The 21,517-nt window shown below is 40.9% G+C and carries 15 protein-coding genes; 13 read left to right on the top strand and 2 right to left on the bottom strand.

Annotated elements, in window-relative coordinates:
- Positions 1–17 precede the first annotated feature (17 nt).
- The 11 genes from BQ7997_RS12850 to BQ7997_RS12800 all read left to right on the top strand — a co-directional run bounded on the left by BQ7997_RS12850 (position 18) and on the right by BQ7997_RS12800 (position 15,596).
- On the top strand, positions 18–485 hold the full coding sequence (locus tag BQ7997_RS12850) for a CYTH domain-containing protein (RefSeq protein WP_022139010.1): 468 nt from the start codon (positions 18–20) through the stop codon (positions 483–485).
- 55 nt (positions 486–540) lie between these two features.
- Complete coding sequence (locus tag BQ7997_RS12845) at positions 541–1,833, top strand: MgtC/SapB family protein (RefSeq protein ID WP_073347405.1); 1,293 nt, start codon at positions 541–543, stop codon at positions 1,831–1,833.
- 407 nt (positions 1,834–2,240) lie between these two features.
- Positions 2,241–3,476: a DUF3575 domain-containing protein gene (locus BQ7997_RS12840; protein ID WP_235817289.1), complete on the top strand. Its 1,236-nt coding sequence runs from the start codon at positions 2,241–2,243 to the stop codon at positions 3,474–3,476.
- Positions 3,473–4,825, top strand: coding sequence for a hypothetical protein (locus BQ7997_RS12835; protein WP_229087831.1), 1,353 nt, complete (start codon positions 3,473–3,475; stop codon positions 4,823–4,825). The genes BQ7997_RS12840 and BQ7997_RS12835 overlap by 4 nt, the downstream gene beginning before the upstream one ends.
- Before the next feature lie 31 nt (positions 4,826–4,856).
- A complete protein-coding gene (locus tag BQ7997_RS12830) occupies positions 4,857–6,188 on the top strand; it encodes a fimbrillin family protein (RefSeq protein WP_083589231.1) in 1,332 nt (443 codons plus the stop codon).
- Between the two features lie 45 nt (positions 6,189–6,233).
- Complete coding sequence (locus BQ7997_RS12825; protein ID WP_073346796.1) at positions 6,234–7,457, top strand: fimbrillin family protein; 1,224 nt, start codon at positions 6,234–6,236, stop codon at positions 7,455–7,457.
- Positions 7,458–7,478: 21 nt separating this feature from the next.
- Complete coding sequence (locus BQ7997_RS12820; RefSeq protein ID WP_022139016.1) at positions 7,479–8,552, top strand: fimbrillin family protein; 1,074 nt, start codon at positions 7,479–7,481, stop codon at positions 8,550–8,552.
- A gap of 5 nt (positions 8,553–8,557) precedes the next feature.
- On the top strand, positions 8,558–9,619 hold the full coding sequence (locus tag BQ7997_RS12815) for a fimbrillin family protein (RefSeq protein ID WP_022139017.1): 1,062 nt from the start codon (positions 8,558–8,560) through the stop codon (positions 9,617–9,619).
- Positions 9,620–9,623: 4 nt separating this feature from the next.
- Positions 9,624–10,190, top strand: coding sequence for a DUF3575 domain-containing protein (locus BQ7997_RS12810; protein ID WP_073346795.1), 567 nt, complete (start codon positions 9,624–9,626; stop codon positions 10,188–10,190).
- 50 nt (positions 10,191–10,240) lie between these two features.
- Complete coding sequence (locus tag BQ7997_RS12805; protein WP_022139019.1) at positions 10,241–12,541, top strand: OmpA family protein; 2,301 nt, start codon at positions 10,241–10,243, stop codon at positions 12,539–12,541.
- A gap of 22 nt (positions 12,542–12,563) precedes the next feature.
- Complete coding sequence (locus BQ7997_RS12800) at positions 12,564–15,596, top strand: hypothetical protein (protein WP_235817288.1); 3,033 nt, start codon at positions 12,564–12,566, stop codon at positions 15,594–15,596.
- 75 nt (positions 15,597–15,671) lie between these two features.
- Here the strand turns inward: BQ7997_RS12800 and BQ7997_RS12795 are convergent, their stop codons facing one another.
- Entirely contained in the window at positions 15,672–16,859 is a 1,188-nt protein-coding gene (locus tag BQ7997_RS12795; protein ID WP_073346793.1) for a DNA/RNA non-specific endonuclease, read from the bottom strand.
- The gene (locus BQ7997_RS12790; protein WP_022139022.1) at positions 16,856–17,881 is read right to left on the bottom strand and encodes an endonuclease/exonuclease/phosphatase family protein; all 1,026 of its coding nucleotides are present in this window, start codon (positions 17,879–17,881) and stop codon (positions 16,856–16,858) included. The genes BQ7997_RS12795 and BQ7997_RS12790 overlap by 4 nt, the downstream gene beginning before the upstream one ends.
- 200 nt (positions 17,882–18,081) lie before the next feature.
- Between BQ7997_RS12790 and BQ7997_RS12785 the strand changes: the two genes are divergently transcribed.
- Positions 18,082–20,610, top strand: a complete 2,529-nt coding sequence (locus tag BQ7997_RS12785) for a TonB-dependent receptor (RefSeq protein WP_022139023.1) — start codon at positions 18,082–18,084, stop codon at positions 20,608–20,610.
- 47 nt (positions 20,611–20,657) lie between these two features.
- Positions 20,658–21,500, top strand: coding sequence for a DUF5689 domain-containing protein (locus BQ7997_RS12780; protein WP_073346792.1), 843 nt, complete (start codon positions 20,658–20,660; stop codon positions 21,498–21,500).
- Positions 21,501–21,517 lie beyond the last annotated feature (17 nt).

Here is a 21,517-nt window from a genome sequence, read left to right as displayed (position 1 = left end):
ATGGTTACTTTTGTGCCATGGCACAAGAAATAGAACGTAAATTTTTAGTTTCCGGAGAATTTAAATCCTTTGCATTTGCGCAAAGCCGTATTGTACAAGGGTATATCAGCAGTGCTCGCGGGAGAACTGTCCGGGTACGCATTCGGGACGATAAAGGCTATCTGACTATTAAGGGCGCTTCCAATGCTTCCGGCACCAGTCGCTATGAGTGGGAGAAGGAACTTTCTTTATCTGAAGCGGAAGAATTGATGAAACTTTGCGAACCGGGTATTATTGATAAAACTCGTTATTTGGTGCGCAGTGGCAAACATGTATTCGAAGTTGACGAGTTTTATGGTGAAAACGACGGTCTTGTCATTGCTGAAATAGAACTGGAATCTGAAGATGAGGCTTTTGTAAAACCGGACTTTATAAGTGAAGAAGTGACAGGAGATATACGCTACTACAATTCCCAACTAATGAAAAAGCCGTATAAAACGTGGTGAATGTTAACAAATAAACCGTATATTTGTTCTTATCTAAAAAGAACGATGTATGGATATGGAACAGTTGTACAATTATGTGCCGCGTGAATTGGTTACTTTTATTCTGGTGACTTTGTTTTCTTTGCTAATCGGCCTCTCGCAGCGCCGGATCAGCTTGAAACGTGAGGGCGAAACCACTCTTTTCGGAACCGACCGTACATTTACTTTTATAGGTATTCTGGGTTATCTGCTCTATATATTGGATCCCACCGATATGCGTTTGTTTATGGGAGGTGGTGCAGTGTTGGGTTTGCTGTTGGGCTTAAACTATTACGTGAAGCAATCCCAATTCCATGTCTTTGGCGTTACCACTATTATTATTGCCTTGATTACTTATTGTATGGCTCCTATCGTAGCTACACAGCCTTCCTGGTTCTACGTTATGGTAATAGTGACAGTACTCCTATTAACTGAGCTCAAACATACTTTTACGGAATTCGCCCAACGGATGAAAAATGACGAAATGATTACGTTGGCAAAGTTCTTGGCCATCAGTGGTATTATATTGCCTATGCTTCCAAATAAGAATCTGATTCCCGATATAAATCTGACTCCTTATTCTATCTGGCTGGCAACAGTAGTAGTTTCCGGTATTTCTTATCTTTCGTATCTGTTGAAGCGGTATGTATTCCATGAATCCGGTACTCTGGTTTCAGGTATTATTGGTGGATTGTACAGTAGTACGGCTACCATTTCCGTACTCGCCCGTAAGAGCCGGAAAGCTTCGGCAGAGGAAGCTACGGAATACGTTGCTGCCATGTTACTCGCTATTAGTATGATGTTCCTACGTTTTATGATATTGATACTAATCTTTAGCAGAGAAATCTTTCTTGCCATTTATCCGTATCTGCTGATTATGTCGGTAGTGGCTGCTGTTGTAGGATGGTTTATTCATTCCCGGCAAAAACGTCCGAAAGGTCAGCCTGTCGATGAAGAAGATGATGACAGCAGCAACCCGCTAGAGTTTAAAGTGGCATTAATTTTTGCCGTACTCTTTGTTGTCTTTACTATTCTTACTCATTATACATTGGTCTATGCCGGTACAGGCGGATTGAACCTTCTTTCTTTTGTATCCGGTTTTAGCGATATCACTCCTTTCATATTAAACCTGTTGCAAAATACGGACACTGTCGCCGTACTGATTATTACGGCTTGTAGTATGCAGGCCATAATCAGTAATATATTGGTTAATATGCTCTACGCACTGTTTTTTGCCGGAAAGGGAAGCAAACTTCGTCCTTGGATTTTGGGAGGATTCGGTGTCGTGATTGGTTGTAACCTTGTTTTATTACTATTCTTTTATCTTTAAGAAAAATATTGCTATTCTATTTTTTCTGCCAACTCATTTTCATTCTTGATATTATAACTTTTTTGGGGTAAATAGTACTAAAATAAGGAAGTTTGGACTTGTGTTTTAAAATTCTTTATATTAAATCTTCGATTTTATTTGTTATATTACGGCATTTGCCATACATTTGCGGTCAAAGTAGCATTGTATTAGGGAACAATGCGGACAAATAAACAAAAATAAGGGCGCAGACGCGAATTATGGGAAATGAGGGCGAACATAATGCTTTCCTTGTACAAGGGAAGCAAGTGTTATTTGTAGACAAGTACGTAAAGAAGGGGAAAAATTGTAGGATAAGAATACTGTCTTGTATTCTATTTTCTTTATTTTTCTTCTTAGGAGTGGAGTGTTATGCTCAATCTCCGACTATGCGTAAAAAGGCAGTAGAGAACAAGGATTCAATAATGCCTTTCAAGTCTCGACTGGCATTCAAGACGAATGCGGTCGACTGGCTTGTGCTATTACCTAATATTACTGCCGAATTTGATCTGTTCGGTTCTCCTTATAAACATTACACATTAAGCCTTGGTATAAAAGGTAATTGGAGTACTTCACAGAATTACAAGCCTAGTATAGTATATAATCTGTTTGATACCCGCCTGGAATTTCGGAATTACTTCCGTACAACTCAGCGCAACTTCCACCATTTGGATTCAGCCAGTTTCTTTCAACGTTTAAAAGAAGAGGTGTTTACGATTAAGCGTTTCCACCCCCGTTATTGGCGTGCCTATTATTGGGGTGTATATGCCGATTATGCTAACTATAATTTTAAGTTCGGCAAACGTGGTATGCAGGGTTCTGCTCTAGGGCTTGGTGTATCGGGTGGTTTCAGCATTCCTCTATATGGCTATCGTGACAATTTTGTGGATCTGGAATTGGGAGCCAGCGTAGGGTTAGTCTATACTAAATATGATGCTTACCGACATGACGAGGAAAGTAATTGTTATCCCCGTTTACCTGAAAAGAGTAAGGGAGGACATCTGGTTCCATTCCCGGTCGTTAGTGACTTGCGTGTAGCGTTTGTCTATCGTTTCTCGACTTCTGTTAAGAATAAATACAAGCTGATTGATTATGATAAAATCAATGCCCGTACGGAAGCCAAGCGGCAGAAACAACTGAGACGCGACTCGATAAGTGAAGCCAGGACAAAGATCAGGGAGTTGAAAAAGTTACAGAAAGATTCTTTGAATCTGGCTAAGGACTCTTTATCACAAATAAAGGATTCACTGAAGAAGCAGGAGAAATTGATGAAGGACTCCTTGGAGCAAGTTCGCAAACTTGATAAAGAACAGGCTAAATTAATGAAAGACTCTTTGGAACAAATTCAGAGATTGGAGAAGGAGCAAGCTAAGCTAATGAAAGATTCTTTGGAAAATGTTGCCAAAGAGGAAAAGAAACGTTCGAAAGAAAAGAAAAAAGATAAAAAACAGGAAGAAGGTGTGGAAACACCAGAGATAAAAGAACAATCCCCAGATGAACAGCAACCTGTTCAGGAGAAGCAGTCTACGGAGTCGGAGTCGTCCGACCCGCAGGCTGTGACTCCACAATCTTCAGGAATTCGGGAGGATAATCCGGAAATTACTAATGAGGGAGGTGAAGAATGATGAAAGCAACTACTATTATATATCAGGTCATATTTGCGTCGTTATTGCTGGTCGGTTGTACGAAGGTGGATTTATGTGATGAGGGAACGCATCCTCATGTGGTGGATGGCTTTTCTGTCACATATAATTGGAGTGATTTAAACTTGTCAGCCGCCGAAACACCTGAACGTTTGTATTTCGTGGCAACCCGTATTTTGAATACACGACATATGGTTTATCAAACGGATAAAGACGGGAGATTTTTGGTCGAAAAGAGTAAAGATGAAGAACCGGGAACTACGCCTGGCGGTGACAGTTCTGAAACTCCCGGAGATGATTCTGTGACTCGTGACGATAGCGGAACTGAGACTCCTGACGGCGGTACAGAACCGACAGATGAATATCAACCGGATATCAAACTTCCTGGTGGAGAATACTTTATGATGGCTTTTACTGATCCGAAATATCCGAAGGTAAAAGTAACGAAAAAAGACGGTGAAGGAAATGATTTGAAAGATAATGATGGTAAGGTTATACAGGTAGAAGAGGAAGACAAGAGAGTATCGCTGGTTGGTTTAGATGAGTTTAAAGCCGATGAAGCTATTCCGGTCAGGCAAGTTAAGATGCGCCATAAGGAAGTAGTACAGAAAGATGTAAGTAAAGAACTGGTAGACAATCGGAAATGGGCGGATTTAAATCCTGGAATCGGCTATGTAAAGGATGCTGGCCGTAGGTTGCTGGTAGCTCGTCGTGACTATTTAGAATTGGATGCCGGGAAGAATTATATACAGCCTTTTGATTTTACATCTCTTACCCAACATGTTGATATCCAGTTCACAGTTCAATTAGCAGCAGATGAGAAGAATAATCAGTTAGCAGAGGATGATATTCAAGATATTTATGTAGAAATGGCTGGTATTGCGCCGGAAGTCTCTTTATCTACAGGTATTTTGAATATTGCAGAGTTGAAAAGGGTGATTGTAAAAGTGATTGAAAAAGAAGTTTCCCAATCTGCTGAAGGAGAAAAGCCTGTTGTAACTCTTTCATGCAAAGCGTCTTTAGAAGTATTCGGATTGATAGGCGGTGTGGATAGTTACACAATAACAGGGCCGGGCGTTTGCTGTATCGTTTTGTATGTGAAAACTCCTACAGATGTTCGGGCTATTCATGCGAAGTCCAATCTGTCAAAACAAATCAAAGAACAGGAGATTACGGTGGAAACAGGACAGGTGAATGAGCGCAAGAAAGTGAAAGACCGGGCTGCGTTGAAGATTGAGACGCCTTTCCGTATTGTAGGATTAAACCCGGAAATGGGTAGTGACGGTGTATGTGGATGGGAAGTTGTAGGTGATATTCATGTAGACATATAATGGAATGATGAAAAAAGAGCAGATAATATATATGAAGATTAAGCACTGTTTATTGATCGGATTTTGTTCGATACTGTTGTTTAATTGTTCCGGAGATACATATGTAGGAGAACTGACGACAGATGACGATGCTCCCTTAGTGGAGCCGATTCCTATTGTATTGAGTTTAGGTATGTCTGATTTTGAGATATTGACACGCGGAAGCGGTGAGGTCAATAATGGCAATGATGCGAGTTTCTGGGACAATGTAAAATTCTATGTATATGCTTTTAATAAGGATCCGCAAACGGATTTGTCCAAACCTTGGAGTGAGACAAACCAGGATTTCTGCTTGTTGGATGGGCATAGAACCGGAGGAGCAAATGTACAGGTTTCTGAGCACGGGAAAGAAGTAGGCGTAAAGAAAGAAGATTCCAATTTAATGCTTTTCTATCCGGATGAGAATTCTCAGGAGATCTATTATAATATGAAGAATACGAATCAGCCTTATAACTTCTTTGCTTATTATTTGGATGATTGGATGGGTGAGTGCCATCGTGAGAAAGATCATATTTATTATGATGTCGAACTGGATGGACGCAGAGACTTCATGTCTTCTATGGCAGATCCAGAGACCCAGAAAGATAAATACAAAGATAATCCATATGGGGATAAAATTCTGGGGCGGGCATTTAGTGCATATTCTGCCAATCATGGACTAAATCCGGTATTTCAGTTTGAACATCATTTGGTTCTTCTCCGGTTTGTGGTTTGTAGGCCAGATGGCGGTTCAAACCAGAATGGTAGTGACATACCTTCGTTGGATCAGACTTTGACAGTTAAAAAGATCGAGTTGAATTCAAAATATAAAGGACGGTTTACAGTAGCGGTAAGTGACCCTGATGCGGATGATATGACAAAGCCCAAGAGGGGGATATCTTTTGATAACGAGGATTATACTTCTTTTGAACTAAGAAAGAAAAACGGGGAACTCGTTGGAAGTGCCGGATGGTGTTTGGTAGCTGATTGTCCTATCTATGAGAATGTGACGGATGATGATAAAAAACATTATCGCTATGTTCTTGATAAAGACAAAGATAACGACCGTGATAGTGGTACAAGTTTATTGGTGGCACCTGCTGATTCTTATCGGGCAAAAATTACTTTGAGTGCGGAACAGGGACAAGAAGGGGCGTTATATACGGAAGTTGATGTAGAACTGGAAAATAAAAATGATAATGGAATTTTTAGTGCAGGGAAAGCGTATACTATCTACTTGACAATTAATAGCTTGTCAGATATTAAATCTACTGTCGAAAGTGGAGTTTGGACGAATGGGGGAGATATAAACATTAGTCCGGACGATAAATATGAGGATGAATAAAAAGTGAAACTTACATATTATTATTAATTTAAATTTGTGTGATTTATGAAACGATTTTTTCTTTATGCAATGGTGGCAGCCGGAGTGTTGGCATCTTGTTCGCAGAGCGAAAATGAGGGTGTACCAGGAAATGAACCTGTAGATTTGACACCTAGCGCAGATGCTATCTTACTTTCTGCCGCCGCTCCTTCTGTAACTGTTAATGCTACCAGAAGTGCCGGTACTATCGGAGGTGATGGTGCTACTATTTCTAATACATGGAGTGGGCAAAAATTGTATATCTATGCTTGCCAGAAGGATTCTAAGACAGGCATAACAATGAGCGATAGAATTGCAGACCTGAATACTTATGCTTTGCGTGATGAAGAGGGAACAGTTGGAACGGGTGATAAGATTTCAGGTGTTAAATGGAAAAATGACGAATCTCGTTATTTCCCACGTAGTGGCGCTTATGATTTCTTTGGTTATTATGGAGATGATGCTGTAACTGGAGAAGCAAGATCTGAGGCTATGAATGGTACAAACGTACTGTATAAATCTTTTGTGATTAATGGTTCTCAGGATTTGATGATTGCAAAAGCTGAACTTTCTGAAGCAGATAAGGCCAAACTTGATGCTGAAGATATAAATAAGGCATACAGTTCTTATACAGCTCGTAGAGAAGTTCAGCCCTCAATGAAGTTTGAACACTTGTTGACTCGTCTTGTATTCAACATCAAAGGTATGGGAAGTTCTAAACCTGAGAATGTGTATGTACAATCTATTAAAGTAAAATCAAAAACTACCGGAAAGTTGGTATTTGTATATGCTGCAGATGCAAATAAGGGTATCAAATGGGATGGAAATGATGAAGGCTCTTTATTGTCTCTTCAGGAAAGAAATGGTAATGTAATGCAGCCGTTAACAGATAAAACGTACTATGCTTCGGCAGCTGATGCGGCAACTCCGACTGCTGTAGGTGAAGCATTGTTAGTTGAACCGGGTGTTGAAACCTATGATATTGAAGTTGTTGTTAAACAGGAAATTGATGAATCAGGTAATACGGTGCCTGTTGAACAGCAGACAGAAACATACAAGTTGACTTTGAAAGCTAGTGATGTAACTAAAGATGGTGCTGCTGCCGGTATTACTACTTTCGCTGCATCTACTTCTTATAATGTCACAATTGCTGTTTATGGCATCAAGAAGATTGAGCTTAAAGCAGAACTTGGTGAATGGATAGATGGTGGTGATATCAATATCAATCCTGATGATACATTTACAGAATAATAATAAACTAAATATCTGAATATGAATAAAAAATATCTATTTATACTGGGAGCGGCTGCAATATTGGCAAGTTGCTCAAATAATGACGTGGTAGATCAAAAAGAAGAGGTTAATATTCCTTTTGACGGAGCAGTTTCATTGAATGCCGGTTCTAACATTTCTATTACTCAAACAAGAGCCGTTGTTAGTAAATGGCAGGATACTCCGATTCGTGTGTGGGGATTAGACAATGCAGGCTCCGGCTGGAATACAGCTTCCGGTAACTTGTTTTCACCGGCTAATTATGTGGATGGAAAAGTTGCAACGGACGGAAAGGTCAAACTGGGAGGTGACAATGATGTCTATTTTTATCCTTTGAATAGCGATGTGAATTTCTCATTCTATGCTTGTAGTCCGATTCCGACTAACCCATCCTTATCTTCCAATAATGCTACCGTTACTTATGAAGTTACTGGTAACAAAGATATTCTTTGGGGCGAAGCAATAGCTGAAGATGTGGATTCTGCTGACGGAAAAACTTACTCCGGCTATAATGCCCGTTATTTCCGTAAAGGCGGGGTAACACCTGAATTAAAGTTCAAGCACTTGCTGACCCAATTACAGCTTTTTGGAATAGGTGGAGATGAAGGTTTGCTTGAAAATGGTAAAGTATGGCCTGTGAGCATTAAGAATATAACTGTGACTTCTCAGAAAACAGCTTCTTTGGCTGTTGCCGGTGTCAATAAAGGAATTCTGACTGGTACAGGCGCTAATGAGGAAATTCCTGCATATTTTGGTGATAATAAGTATACAACAAATGTAGCTTTGGAAACGAAAACTGAAAAAGATGCAGGAAATGTAATGTTATTGCCTACAGCATCCGGGTCTTATGTGCTTAATGTTACTTTGTCTGCAATGGTAAATGGTCAGGAAAGAACACAGACCAATGAAGTTACCATCACTTACAAAAATGCGGAAGGTCAGATTTCTCCGTTTGAAGCAGGTAAAGCTTATAAGGTTAAGTTGACAATTTACGGTTTGCGTGTAGTTGATATCAATGCTACATTGGAAGAATGGAAGGATGCAGACCAGACTATTGATCAGGAAGTAAACTAATTCTTATGAATAAATGGATGATAGCAGGCGTAGCGTTGTCGTTTTTATTGGCATCATGTAGTAAGGATGACGATAATACGCCTCAATCAGGAAATAATACTAATGTAAATGGTGGAGCTGTAGTTTCTTTCAGCTCCAACATTTTCGCTTCTGTTGTGGTTGAGGTAACAGGGCCGGGTACTCGTGCACCGATAACTGCTTTTGAACCGAATGCACAGTTGGGCGTTTTTGGTATTCCTGCCATACAGGGTAATCATAATAGCGACTGTGACTTGTTCAATAAAAAAAATGAGAGTGATTTCCAGGCAAATTTATTTAATGCTTGTTACACGTATGTGCCAGGTTATGAAACGTTACAGACGGAGAAATTGGCAACTTTCCCTAATACGAGTAATGCGGGCTTGATGATGTATGGCTATTACCCTTATACGGAAGAAGCGGAATGGCGTGAAGTGAACAGAGTAGCACAATGGGCTATACCTTGGAAACTTACTCCGAGTGATATGTCCGAAACGAAAGACTATATGTTCACCGGTCAAACACCGACATGGTATTCAGAAGTGGGTACAAATCCGATAATGTTGAATTTCCAGCATGCATTCGGACGTTTGGATTTCAGTTTCTATTCTACCAGTAAGCAAGTATGTGATGCTGGATATCGAATCCAGTCAGTAACAGTGTATTGCAATACAGGTGAATCCGGTTGGATGGCTTTGACAGATGGTACACTTTCTTTTTCTCCTAAGGATTTGATTTGCCTTCATTCGACAAATAATGCCGGAATTACATACAATACTCCGGGAGAGTCTGTCGCAAAGTTTATGTTCCCGCCTGAACAAACCTTGATACAGAAAATCACCTGTCAGGTAAAAGATGGTGGTAACAATTTGCGTGAGTACACTATCTATGATTACAAGTATTATGGTTATGATATCTCAATAAAGAAAGGTAAGACTACATTAATGCGCATTAATTTCTTGCCCAAAGATGCCACGCTTTCCGGACCGGCTAATGTGGATTCTTGGACAGGAGGTAATACCGTAGACGAAAATGTAAAGTTACAATAACGACATGACACGAATCGTAAAATATCTATTCTCCTTTGTTTTTCTGCTTCTTGCAGGAGCGCAGAGCTTGTGTGCCCAGCAAGTGGCAGTAAAAACCAACGGCTTGTCACTATTGGCAGGAGTGCCCAATTTAGGATGCGAACTGGTAGTAGGTGAACGTTCCAGTATTGATTTAAGTGTTTACGGGGGATATAAACCTTATGGAACAGACATCAAAATCATTGGAGTGCAGCCCGAATATCGCTATTGGTTCAATGGTCGTCCTATGGTACGTGAATATATAGGTATATCTGCTTTAGGCGCAAGTTATGACATTCATTGGGGAAAACATATTTACGAAGGAGATGCAGTAGGAATCGGTATAACGATGGGATATTCGATGGCATTGGGAAAACGTTTTAACCTCGAGTTCTCGGCAGGTTTCGGAGCTGTCCATTTCTGGCACCAACAATACTTTGAGAATGATAACTTTGAGGATTATGCAATCAATAATCCGGGGAAGACGAACGCGCATGGATATAAGCTGTTTCCGGCCAAACTAGCAGTTTCTATTTCTTATATTATTAGGTAGAAAGTAAGATTGTGGATATGAAAGTAAGTTTGATAAGAATAAACAGAGCTATGAGAATAGCTTTTCTTTTGACCTGTTATTTGGCTGCTTGCATTCAGATGAATGCGCAGGCACCCAAGTTGGTAATGGGACGTGTGTTGGATAAAGAAGCATCAGAGAAGAAAAGAAAACCAGTCCCGTTTGATATCTCTTCTATTGGTGATATAAAGATTTACTACTTCAATACCGTTCAGGAAGGGAAAGATATGGAAGCCGCTTTGAATCAGGACAATATCAGCCTTACCCTTTCTGCCATGTATGAAGTGCCCGACGCTACGGGAGCTTATCAGATTACTTTGCCGGAAACCGGATCGTTGGTTATCAAAGTAAGTACGGCGCCTGCCGTGTTTGAAGCGATCAATGGACGGCGTGAGATTACTACATATGTAGACATGGGACACATGATTAGTCAGGTGACGGTAGTAGGACAACGCACAGAGGTCACGTCTATGCCCGAAACACCTGACCAGTATGGTGATATGATTATCCTGAACGGTGCAAAAGTCGCAGTTCCTCAGATGATTGGCAAAGATAATGCCCGGATGATCGTTCAACCATATGTAATAAATAACAGTAAAGGAAAGAAAGTGGAAATGTATCGGTTGCCACGCGTGTATGATGGCGTTCAGTATGCACTGACGCAAGAAAGAAGGATGGGATATGACATACAACATGATTCACTGTTTAATTTTATAGTTGAGAATGAGCCGCTTTCGGCGGAGAAGGCTTCCTATATGTGGAATGACACAATCAAACTTTCCAATGCACAGGATAATTTCCAGGTATTAGCCCTCATGCAGATGGAGGACTATACACGTCCTTATTATGAACGCCTGTTGGAGCTTTCCACACGTAGCCCGAGACGTCCGTTGCGCTTTCTGGAATATTCGCTTGACCAATATGAACTGGATCCTAAAAAATACGAAGAGAAACCGAAAGTGGAACGTCGGACCGGTGTGGAAGATATTTCTCTAAGTTTCTTGTTAGGAAAAGCAGAATTGGATCCTGAAGATCCTAACAATGAAATACAACTGGACAAACTGAAAGCGAAACTGTTGGAAGTAGTGAATGGAGAAAGTTCTACTTTGAAGGAACTCCATTTATATAGTGTATCATCCCCTGAAGGTTCTTATGCGTCTAATATGGCTTTATCCCAGCGTCGTCTGGCATATGCCCGTTCGTTGGTTTATTCAGTTATTCCTGCTCGTACTATGCAGCGGCTATACACTTATACACCGAATGACTCACGAGTAGCTACCTGGTTGGAAGTTGCAGATTTATTGGAACAGGACACACTGCCTGATGAAGCTGCCGCCATCCGCGAGATTGTCGAAAAATATCCGAAGAACCAGGACTTGCAGTATCGGCAAGTGGCTGCCCTGCCTTATTATAATACGATCATTAAGGCACATCTTCCTAAGTTGCGTTCAATGAAATGTGAATATACAGCCGAGATTTATCGTGCGCTGACAAAAGAAGAAATATTGAATCGTTATCAGAATGATCCTGATTATCGTTCGGGAAAGAAGAATTTCGCCTTATATGAATATTGGCACTTGTTTAACATGGTGAAAGACCCCAAAGAGTTGGAGGAACTTTACCGTCGTGCATACAACTATTCTAAAGAATTGACTAACGGAAAGCCGTGGGTGTTGGCTGCGAATAATCTGGCAGTATCTTATTTGAAACGTGATACGGTCGATACGGAAGTCCTAAGGCCATTGGTTGACTTTTCCGTGAGAGGCTGCAACGTGGAACGTACCTTTGACGGACGAGTGATTGGTGTAGATAATGTGGAAGAAGTAGTAGCCAATCAGTTGGCTATGTATCTTAAAAAGGGAGACTTCTCCGAAGCCAGCCGTTTGGCTCAGTTATTGCCTGATAGTGAAAAGAACAAAAAGATAAAAGCATTTGCTTTCTGTTTGGGTGGATATTATAAGGTAACCAGCGGATTGAATGATGCGGAAATAGCCCGGCGTCTCGAAACATTCGAACTGGTCAGAAACAGTTCACCTATCAATAATGTAGTGATGTGTCTGGCGATGAAAACACATGCATGGAATGAAAAGGCGGAGAAAGCATTGGAAGATTTACCTGCGGACGATCCGAAAACACTCTATCTGAAAGCAGTCCTTTATTGCCGGAAAGGTGACTTTTTTGCCATGCAGGCAGAAGAGGCTCTGACGAATTGTTTCAAAAAAGACAGCAGCTATATCTCGATAGCCGAATGGGATGGGGATATTAGTGAAGACTGTTTCAAATATGCCAAGATGGGTTATGAAGACGAAATGGCTACAGGAGGAAATGAGTAGCTTAAATAGATAAATAATGGTGATGAAAAGATATATATTGACGTATGTTTGTTGTGGAATGCTTGCCGGAAGTGTAATGGCTCAGCAACAGGATTCCATTGCAAAAATGCGAGATGCCGCTGCTGCCCAGGATTCCGCAATGCAACGAAGAAGTCAGGCGGATACAGCCTATCGTGTGAAGTACAACGCTCTGAAATATTCGATGCAGAAACGTTATCAACCTCAAGGCAGGGAGTTTGTCAATAAAAAGTTCCTTGACAACTTCTTTGTAAGTTTCTGGGGCGGATACAACCGTATTATTCCCCAAGGTGGGATGAATCTTTCCGGCGGACCGGAAATCGGATTGTCCGTATCAAAATTCTTTTCTCCCAAGAACGGGGTACGGTTGTATGGGAACTGGCAGTCTGCTAACCGGCAGAGTGATAATGAGAAATGGACTAACTATACTTTCGGCGTAGATCATATATTCAGTCTGAGTACTGCCCTTGCCGGCTATAATCCTTATCGTATGCTAGAACTCTCTACGGTAGAGGGACTTGGAGTCCATCTCGCTTCTTTGGCTGGAGAGAAACAGAAAGCAGCCGATTTTCATCTGGGATTGCAAATGAAAATATCTACCGGGACCCGTCTGGATGTGTTTATGGAGCCGGGAATCTCTTTTTATACAGATGGAATTGATATTTCCGGAAACAATAACTCGCATGGCTATGATATCGGTTTCAACGCCCGGGTGGGTATGAATTATCGCTTAGGAACTTTTACTCCGCGTGGAAGTACGGAAGCCGGGGATGAGAACTTTCTGGATAATACATTTATCAGTGCGGGGATGGGTTTGCAGGCACAGAATTCCTCATTGGCCAGAGAGCAAGGACTGTTAGGCTCTACAGGCCCTATCTTTAGTGTGGCGGCAGGTAAGTGGTTTCTTGATTTATTTGGTTTCCGCCTATCTGCATTCGGCTCTTATGATGTGTGGAAGGCAAATCAGAAGACCGGAATTGACAGAATGACCTTGTATGCAGGTGGACGGGCTGAAGTAATGCTGAATCCTTTCGCCTTTTTCAAGAAAGATGTGCGCTCGATGAAATGGGGAATTGTCCCGATGTTTGGTGTTGAACTTGGAATGATGAAAAAGCAGGATGAACGCGAACTTGTATCCAAATCGTACACCGGAATGACTGGTGGACTTCAATTCAAGTACTACCCGACGGAGAATCTCGCTTTCTTTGTAGAGCCCCGTATGTCATTCGTACCTTATACATTTACGGAGAAAACAATTTCCGGAAAAGTGAATGAATATTCTTTCATGGATAAATTGATGAATGTAAGTGTAGGTGTTGAATTACGTCGCCCTACTCGTTCGCAATGGCAACAGTTGGCAAAACTGAGAGGTGATTTTACACCTTATTATTATACTTCCTATGCTGTCGGCATGACAATGCCGCAGCAATTGAACCGTCCTACTTCACGACGTCCGGGATTTATAATCGGAGCTGCAGTCGGACGTCAGTTCAGTTCACTTTCCGGAGTGCGTTTAGGGCTTGATTTTAACAATGCGGCTACCCGTACGGCAGATGACAAGACTGACCGTTATACTTTTACGAGCCTTTCTTTGGATTATATGTTTGATATATCTAATTGGGTGATAGGCTACGACCCGGAACGCAAGTTCGGTACGGAAGTCTTTGGCGGGCCGGTCATCACCCGTTGCTTTGAACCCGGTAAAACATATGTAGGAGGAGAAGGTGGTGTACGTCCTTATTGGAGACTGGGCGAACAGTTTGATATTTTTGCAGAGTCTAAGCTACGCCTTTATACGAAACGCTATATGAATTCCCGGGGAGGGGCGAAAGGGACTCCTTTGCAACTATCTTTTGCTCTAGGAACATCTTATCGGTTTAATCCGCTTCTACGTAAGAATTTGACGGAGAGTGGATTCGGTGACGGTACAATCTGGGGAAATACATTTATTAGTGGCGGAGTCGGCTTCCAGTCGTTGGTTGGCTCAAATCGTTCTATGGATGCTTTAGCTTCGGCAGGTCCGACAATGAGTATATCAGTCGGTAAGTGGCTGTTGCCCTTTTGGGGACTGCGTTTCTCTGGTTTTGCCGGAATCAGCAGTTGGGGGCAGGCTTTGAGTGAATATGGAATCCTTTCCGACAAGCGGACGATGCAAGGTGGAATACGGGTGGAGAGTATGTTTGATATCCTTTCTTTCTGGAAGTATGATAAAGAGCGGCGATGGGGGATTGTCCCGATGCTTGGTTTGGAACTGGGAAAAGTCCGGAGACAGAGCGAGAAGATTAAAGTTAGTGCTGCGGGAGCCGCATATGCAGGTATAACAGCCGGCTTACAATGCAAATATTACGTATCTGACGCTATGGCATTGTTTATAGAACCTCGCTTCTCTCGTGTACCTTATTCTTATAGAGACATAAACGTAGAAAATAATTATGTAGGTCCGCGTACTCCGGCAGCGGACAATGTAATGAGTGTTCAGATAGGACTGGAATTCCGTCGCGCCGGTGGCAGGACGTTGAAGGAGTTGGCAGCGCTTAGAAAAGAATTTGAGCCTTACTACTTTGCTTCGTGGAATGTAGGCGCCAATATGCCCGTTCATCGTGTGAAGTATGATTCGGGTACGGGACTTGGAGTATTGATAGGTGTATCGGGCGGACGTCAGTTCTTTCCATGTTCCGGAGCACGGGTTGGTTTGGATTATACAGCTTTGCCGGGTAGAAACGGTGCAGATGCGCGTAAATTGATTAGTGTTTCGGCCGATTACCTCTTTGACATCACCCATTTTATGGGTGGTTATAATCCTGAACGCAAATTTGGAGTAGAGATTTTGGCAGGTCCGGTACTGGCTTTTGGTTCAGAACCTAATAAGACAACCTTTGGTTTGGAAGGCGGCTTGCATTGTTATTATAAATTAATTAAAGGATTCGGAGTCTTTGCGGAACCTCGCCTGCGTATGTATACTAAAGATATTTTTGCAGGTGGAGATTTGACTCCTGTACATGCTGCATTTTCGGTGGGGACTTCTTATCGGTTCTGATAGATTGAAATGACAATTGAAATATAATAAAAGCCAGCATTCCGCTGGCTTTTATTATATTTCAATATGTTGGGGTTAACCTTCTCGCCAACTCCAATCACTGGGACTATAGTTAATTTCTACGTTGTTTTCAATTGCATCTTCAAGGTTGTGGAAGAAATTAATTCCGGTTTTCTGCTCTAATTCTCTAATAGACATTGAGTAGCGTTTTATAAGATTAGTCTTATTATTTGTATGTTCTACATAGAATGCAATACCTTTATATTGTTTGTTCTTATACGACAGGACTGCTATAAAATAATATTTAGGAACAGCTACTCCTGTGCTAGTCCGAGTGCGTATGTCTTCTTCTTTATCAATAGTGCCACCTTTGACAACATATAGAGTGTCTGCAGGATTGTTGATTTGTCCCCATGCTTGTACTTGGTCTTCTACATTATTCCAAACGCCGCCACCAGTATTGAAACCGGCTTGTTGTTGCGGACTCATATTAGAATAATAAAATGTTTGTTCATTTGCAGCTCTGCTATATACTCTGTCACCGGAACCAACCATATGTCCTCTTGTATACTCTGGGTTATAGTCGCTTTTGGATGTTCTGTATTGCGCAGGGATATTGGTGTCCTCTTTCCATGCATTAGAGCGTTTTACATTTGACTGACATGTATAATTGTCGAAAGTAAACGCTACCCAGCGTACATGCTTTTTTGTGCAGTCATATTCATAACTATAAGTAATTATCTCTTTGTTATTTTCTTTGGTAGTCCATGTATGAAATATATTCATACTTCCTCCCTTTAATACAGGAATCTCAATTCTTCCTGCATATCCCGAAGGTCTTTCCGGATCCGGATCGGGGTCTGGATCTGGGTTTGGAGCTGGATCAGGATTAGAACCGTTGCCAGCCAACTGCTTGATGGTGAATGTTGCCTTCTCTTTTCCTGAAGTTATTGTAATAGTTACATTACGTTCTGCACTGGTATTTGCTTTTATGTAGCCACTGATCGCCCCGTTTCCACTACCGGATGTCCTACTTAATGTACACCATGTCTCACTACTTGAAGCGTCCCACGTTCCGCTTGCTTTTACTCGAATGATAAATCCACCACCGTTGGCATTGATTTGTGTTTGGTCAATGGAGGCGATACCTTGATTGGTATTACCCGGATTTTCTGGTAGGTCCGGAATATTCTGTTCGCTACAAGATACAACTGTGCTACAAACTATGAACAGAATAAATAGTTTAAATAATCCTTTTGTCATTTTACTTCTTTAATTAAATAAATTATGGTAGGTAAGTGATCGCTATATCCGTTTAGCCATACACCACCTGCTTGCGTTCGTTTTGGATATCCTTTATATTTCCCTTCTTTTTGGAACATGAAATCCCGACGGAAAATTTCATGTTTATAGTATTTTAATGAACTACGGTCGTTACCTAACAGATTTCCAGTAAATACAATTTGGTCAAATAAGTTCCATTTACCTCTATACATTAATGTTCCGTAGCCTTTTTTCAATGTATCCCACCATGGATTGTATAAATCCCCCGGACCAACATCTGCCGGTTTCCTCTTGGCTCCAAGTGCCACAGCCATACTTTTGTCCATCGGGTCATCATTCATGTCTCCCATGATAACCACTTTTGCAGCAGAGTCCTCTCTTAGTAAGGAATCTTTTATTGCTCTGACTTGCTCACCCGCACGTTCGCGAGCAGCAGACGCAGCAGCGCGTGAAGGCCAATGGTTGACAATAAAATGCATTTTTTCTCCAGCTATATAACCGCTGGCAATAAGGAAGCCGCGTGTTTTATGTACTGTATCATTTATATATACATATGGAACGAGTTTGCTGTTTGAGAGTTCAAATAATTTCGGGTTGTAGAAGAATGCGCAATCTACGCCACGCTTGTCTTCGCCCTCATAATGAATATACTTATAATCTCTATCAGCTAAAGCAGGCTGTTTCAGAATATCTTCCAAAACTCTGTAGTTCTCGATTTCAGATACACCGATAATGGCAGGTCCCATTGGTAGCTTGTCCGTTGAAAGTTTACTTAAAATTTCCGACATATTCTTCAGCTTTGCCTTATATTTCATCGAATTCCATTGGTTCGTTCCATTGGGCAAATACTCATAGTCGTTCTTACCTTCATCATGGATTGTGTCGAATAAATTCTCCATGTTGTAGAAAGCTACACTGTAGAGGGCATATTTCTTTTCTTGTCCATAAGCCATTAGGACAAAAAAGACAAGTAGGCCGAGAGTCATTAAGTTTTTTTTCATCTTTAAAATTGATTTTAAAAGTGGGTAATTTGACATTCGTATGACAAATATCTAAAAAGAAAACGGAAAAACCGCCTATTGCAGTGACTTTTTTCGAAAAAAACATTGTTATTCATAAAATTCTTTGTTATTTTGCGTAACAGCTTATTTCATTTGTATTGCAAAATGAAAGACCAATTAACATTAATATAAATTAAATTATGAAACAACGACTAGGGTTAGCGATCGTGCTATTTTGCTTAACACCAGCACTTTTGGCTCAGCAAAAGGCGAAGCAAAATGCCCGTGAAGACAATGCTTCTTTCATGTTTACAGAATCACAATTGAACGAAGATGATGATGCAGCTCAGAGTACCTCTGCGTTAGTCACTTCCAACAATGATGTTTATCTGTCAAATGTAGGTTATCTGTTTAGCCCGATGAGATTTCGCGTAAGGGGATATGATTCCCAGTATAGCGATATGTACATCAATGGGGTACAATTCAATGATGTAGAAACAGGACGTTTCAGCTACGGATTAATCGGGGGATTAAATGACGCGACCCGTAATAAAGAAGGTATCGGTCCTTTTGAAGTCAATAATTTTACTTTTGGAGCGATAGGGGGAGCTACTAATATTAATTTACGTGCGAGTCAGTATGCTGCCGGTTCAAAACTCACATTATCAGGTAGTAACCGTAATTACATTTTGCGTGGAATGTACACTTATTCCACAGGTTTGATGAACAATGGCTGGGCGTTTACCGGTTCATTGGGATATCGTTGGGGAAATGAAGGTAATATTGAAGGTATTAAGTATAACTCTTTCTCTTATTTTCTTGGTGCAGAGAAAGTATTTAATGAACGCCACAGTCTTTCTTTAGCTACATGGGGAACACCTACAGAGAGAGGTCAACAAATGGCAGCTACTGAAGAAGCTTATTATTTAGCCAATAGCCATTATTACAATCCGAACTGGGGGTATCAAAATGGTGAGAAACGAAATGCACGTATTGTGCGTCAGTTTGAACCATCGGCTATTGCTTCTTGGAACTTCAATATTGATGATAATAAGAAATTGGTGACAAGTGCCGGATTCAAGTATTCTAATTATGGCAAGAGTGCTTTGGGGTGGAATGGTAATGCAGCAGACCCACGTCCGGATTATTATAAAAAGTTGCCTAGTTCTATTTTTGATGTATGGGAATCAGTTCCTACTCCTGACGAGTTGCAGCAATTTAATGAAGTAACTGATAACTGGAAGAATAATAAGGCTTATCGTCAATTGGATTGGGATGCTCTTTATTTTGCCAATAAACAAGCCAATTCATTGGGTAAGGAAGCGCTCTATTATGTAGAAGAACGTCATGACGACCAGTTAGCATTCAACTTCAACTCAGTATTCAACCATCAATGGAACGAACGTAACAGTTATGTTGCAGGAATCGCGGTGAATACAACGAAAGGTATGCACTATAAAAAAATGAAAGATTTGTTAGGTGCACAACTCTATACAGATGTTGATAAGTTTGCAGTGCGCGATCATGGTGCAAGTTCTACTATGGTACAGAATGACCTCGATAATCCGAACCGTCGTATCGGTGAAGGCGATAAGTTTGGTTACAATTATAATATTTATGTAAATAAACAGAGTGCTTGGATACGCTATCAAGGAAATAATGCCGGTTCGCTCAATTATTTTGTATCCGGTAAGATTGGGTCTACACAAATGTTCCGTGACGGACAAATGAGAAACGGACGTGCTCCATTGAAATCATTGGGTAGCAGCGGTACTGCCAAGTTCTTGGAAGGGGGAGTGAAAGCCGGATTAAGCTGGGCTATCAATGGCAACCATTCGTTTACATTGAATGCAGGATATGAAGATCGTGCACCGCTTGCCTATAACTCTTTCATTGCTCCGCGTATTAAGAATGATTTTGTGAAAGATTTGAAAACAGAACGTATTTTCGGTGGTGATCTGACTTACAATTTCAATACTTCATGGGTAATGGGACGTTTAACCGGTTATTATACACGCTTCCAGAATCAGGTGGAAATGGATGCATTCTATAATGACAGTGAAGCACGTTTCACTTATCTTTCTATGAACGGTATTGAAAAGGAGCATTGGGGGATAGAAGCGGCAGCTACATTTAAGCTGACAAGTGAACTTTCATTAACTGCTATTGGTACTTGGAGTGATGCTAAATATACAAACAATCCTGATGCTGTGTTGACATACGAGAGTGAAAATGAGTCAAATCTTGATCGTGTTTATGCAAAAGGTCTGCATGCTAATGGAACACCGTTGTCTGCTTATAGCCTTGCCCTGGATTATAACATAAATGGTTGGTTCTTCAACCTGACAGGTAATTACTATGATCGTGTATACATTGACTTCTCAAGCTATCGACGCCTTGGAAGTGTGTTGGATAAGAACGGTGCAGGTGTAGATGCTAACGGTAATCCGGTTCTTAATGTTCCGGGACAGGAAAAACTGGACGGAGGATTTATGCTTGATGCTTCTATCGGGAAATTTATTCGTTTGCGTAATGGCAAGAGTATTAGCCTTAACCTGAGTCTGACTAATATCTTGAATAATACAGATCTCCGTACAGGTGGCTTTGAACAAAACCGTGATGATAATTACAAAGACGGTGACGCGCGTATTTACAAGTTCTCTAAGAACTCCAAGTATTTCTATGCATTCCCGTTCAATGCTTTCTTGAATATTGGTTATAGATTTTAAGAATGTGTAGTTATCAATCCAAAACAAAAAGAAAGGAAGAAACGATTATGAAGAAATTACTATCTATATTATGTACCGGATTGCTGTTATGTGGTACAGTTCTTACTTCTTGCGAGAACTATGATGACCCGGTAACAGGTAATGCCTATGGCAATAATTCTATTCCGGAAGGGCGCACGATTTCAATCGCTGCGTTGAAAGAAAAATATAATGACTTTATTGATACGAGTAAAGATACTTATACTACTATTGAAGGTGAAACCCGTATTGAAGGTGTAATTACCTGTGATGACGAGAGTGGTAATCTGTACAAGAAGTTGGTCGTGGCAGACGAAACAGGTGCTATTGTTATTGGCGTTAATGCAACCGGCTTGTATGCATTTTGTCCGGTAGGTCAGAAAGTGGTAATCGATTGCAAGGGTTTACAGATAGGTAGTTACCGTAAGCAGGCGCAAATTGGTACTGTTTATAATAACTCAGTTGGACGTATGCCCGAGTATGTATGGAAGCAGCATGTTCGTCTGATTAATGAACCGAAGTTGTATTATGAGGAATTGAAACCGATTGAGGTTAGTACGCCTGCTGAGCTTGCTGCTATTGATTTGAAGGCAGCGCCGGTATTGGTTACTTTTAAAAACGTAAAGCTTTCCGAAGCAGACGGAACGGCAACCTACGCTCCTGGCGATGAAGGTTCCGTAAAGCGTTATTTCACTTATGCTGATGGTACAGAGAGTGGAAGTAACTTGTTCCTTTATACTAGTGCTTACGCAAACTTCTCAATGGAGGTAATGCCACAAGGTAGTGTGAATATTACAGGTATTTTGTTACGTTACAATAACCAGTGGGAGGTTGTTGTTCGTACTTTAAGCGATATCAAACGAAATAATTAATTCAATTAACACATATA

It is taken from the genome of Bacteroides congonensis (assembly GCF_900130125.1).
GTDB classification, from domain to species: domain Bacteria; phylum Bacteroidota; class Bacteroidia; order Bacteroidales; family Bacteroidaceae; genus Bacteroides; species Bacteroides congonensis.
Note: the sequence above shows the minus strand (reverse complement) of the source record. Positions and strands in the feature narration are given on the sequence as shown.

Excerpts from the sequence above, each read along its gene's own strand:
- BQ7997_RS12850 (WP_022139010.1), top strand. The coding sequence starts at position 18 with ATGGCACAAGAAATAGAACGTAAATTTTTAGTTTCCGGAGAATTTAAA.
- BQ7997_RS12845 (WP_073347405.1), top strand. The coding sequence starts at position 541 with ATGGAACAGTTGTACAATTATGTGCCGCGTGAATTGGTTACTTTTATT.
- BQ7997_RS12840 (WP_235817289.1), top strand. The coding sequence starts at position 2,241 with ATGCGTAAAAAGGCAGTAGAGAACAAGGATTCAATAATGCCTTTCAAG.
- BQ7997_RS12835 (WP_229087831.1), top strand. The coding sequence starts at position 3,473 with ATGATGAAAGCAACTACTATTATATATCAGGTCATATTTGCGTCGTTA.
- BQ7997_RS12830 (WP_083589231.1), top strand. The coding sequence starts at position 4,857 with ATGAAGATTAAGCACTGTTTATTGATCGGATTTTGTTCGATACTGTTG.
- BQ7997_RS12825 (WP_073346796.1), top strand. The coding sequence starts at position 6,234 with ATGAAACGATTTTTTCTTTATGCAATGGTGGCAGCCGGAGTGTTGGCA.
- BQ7997_RS12820 (WP_022139016.1), top strand. The coding sequence starts at position 7,479 with ATGAATAAAAAATATCTATTTATACTGGGAGCGGCTGCAATATTGGCA.
- BQ7997_RS12815 (WP_022139017.1), top strand. The coding sequence starts at position 8,558 with ATGAATAAATGGATGATAGCAGGCGTAGCGTTGTCGTTTTTATTGGCA.
- BQ7997_RS12810 (WP_073346795.1), top strand. The coding sequence starts at position 9,624 with ATGACACGAATCGTAAAATATCTATTCTCCTTTGTTTTTCTGCTTCTT.
- BQ7997_RS12805 (WP_022139019.1), top strand. The coding sequence starts at position 10,241 with ATGAGAATAGCTTTTCTTTTGACCTGTTATTTGGCTGCTTGCATTCAG.
- BQ7997_RS12800 (WP_235817288.1), top strand. The coding sequence starts at position 12,564 with ATGAAAAGATATATATTGACGTATGTTTGTTGTGGAATGCTTGCCGGA.
- BQ7997_RS12795 (WP_073346793.1), bottom strand. The coding sequence starts at position 16,859 with ATGACAAAAGGATTATTTAAACTATTTATTCTGTTCATAGTTTGTAGC.
- BQ7997_RS12790 (WP_022139022.1), bottom strand. The coding sequence starts at position 17,881 with ATGAAAAAAAACTTAATGACTCTCGGCCTACTTGTCTTTTTTGTCCTA.
- BQ7997_RS12785 (WP_022139023.1), top strand. The coding sequence starts at position 18,082 with ATGAAACAACGACTAGGGTTAGCGATCGTGCTATTTTGCTTAACACCA.
- BQ7997_RS12780 (WP_073346792.1), top strand. The coding sequence starts at position 20,658 with ATGAAGAAATTACTATCTATATTATGTACCGGATTGCTGTTATGTGGT.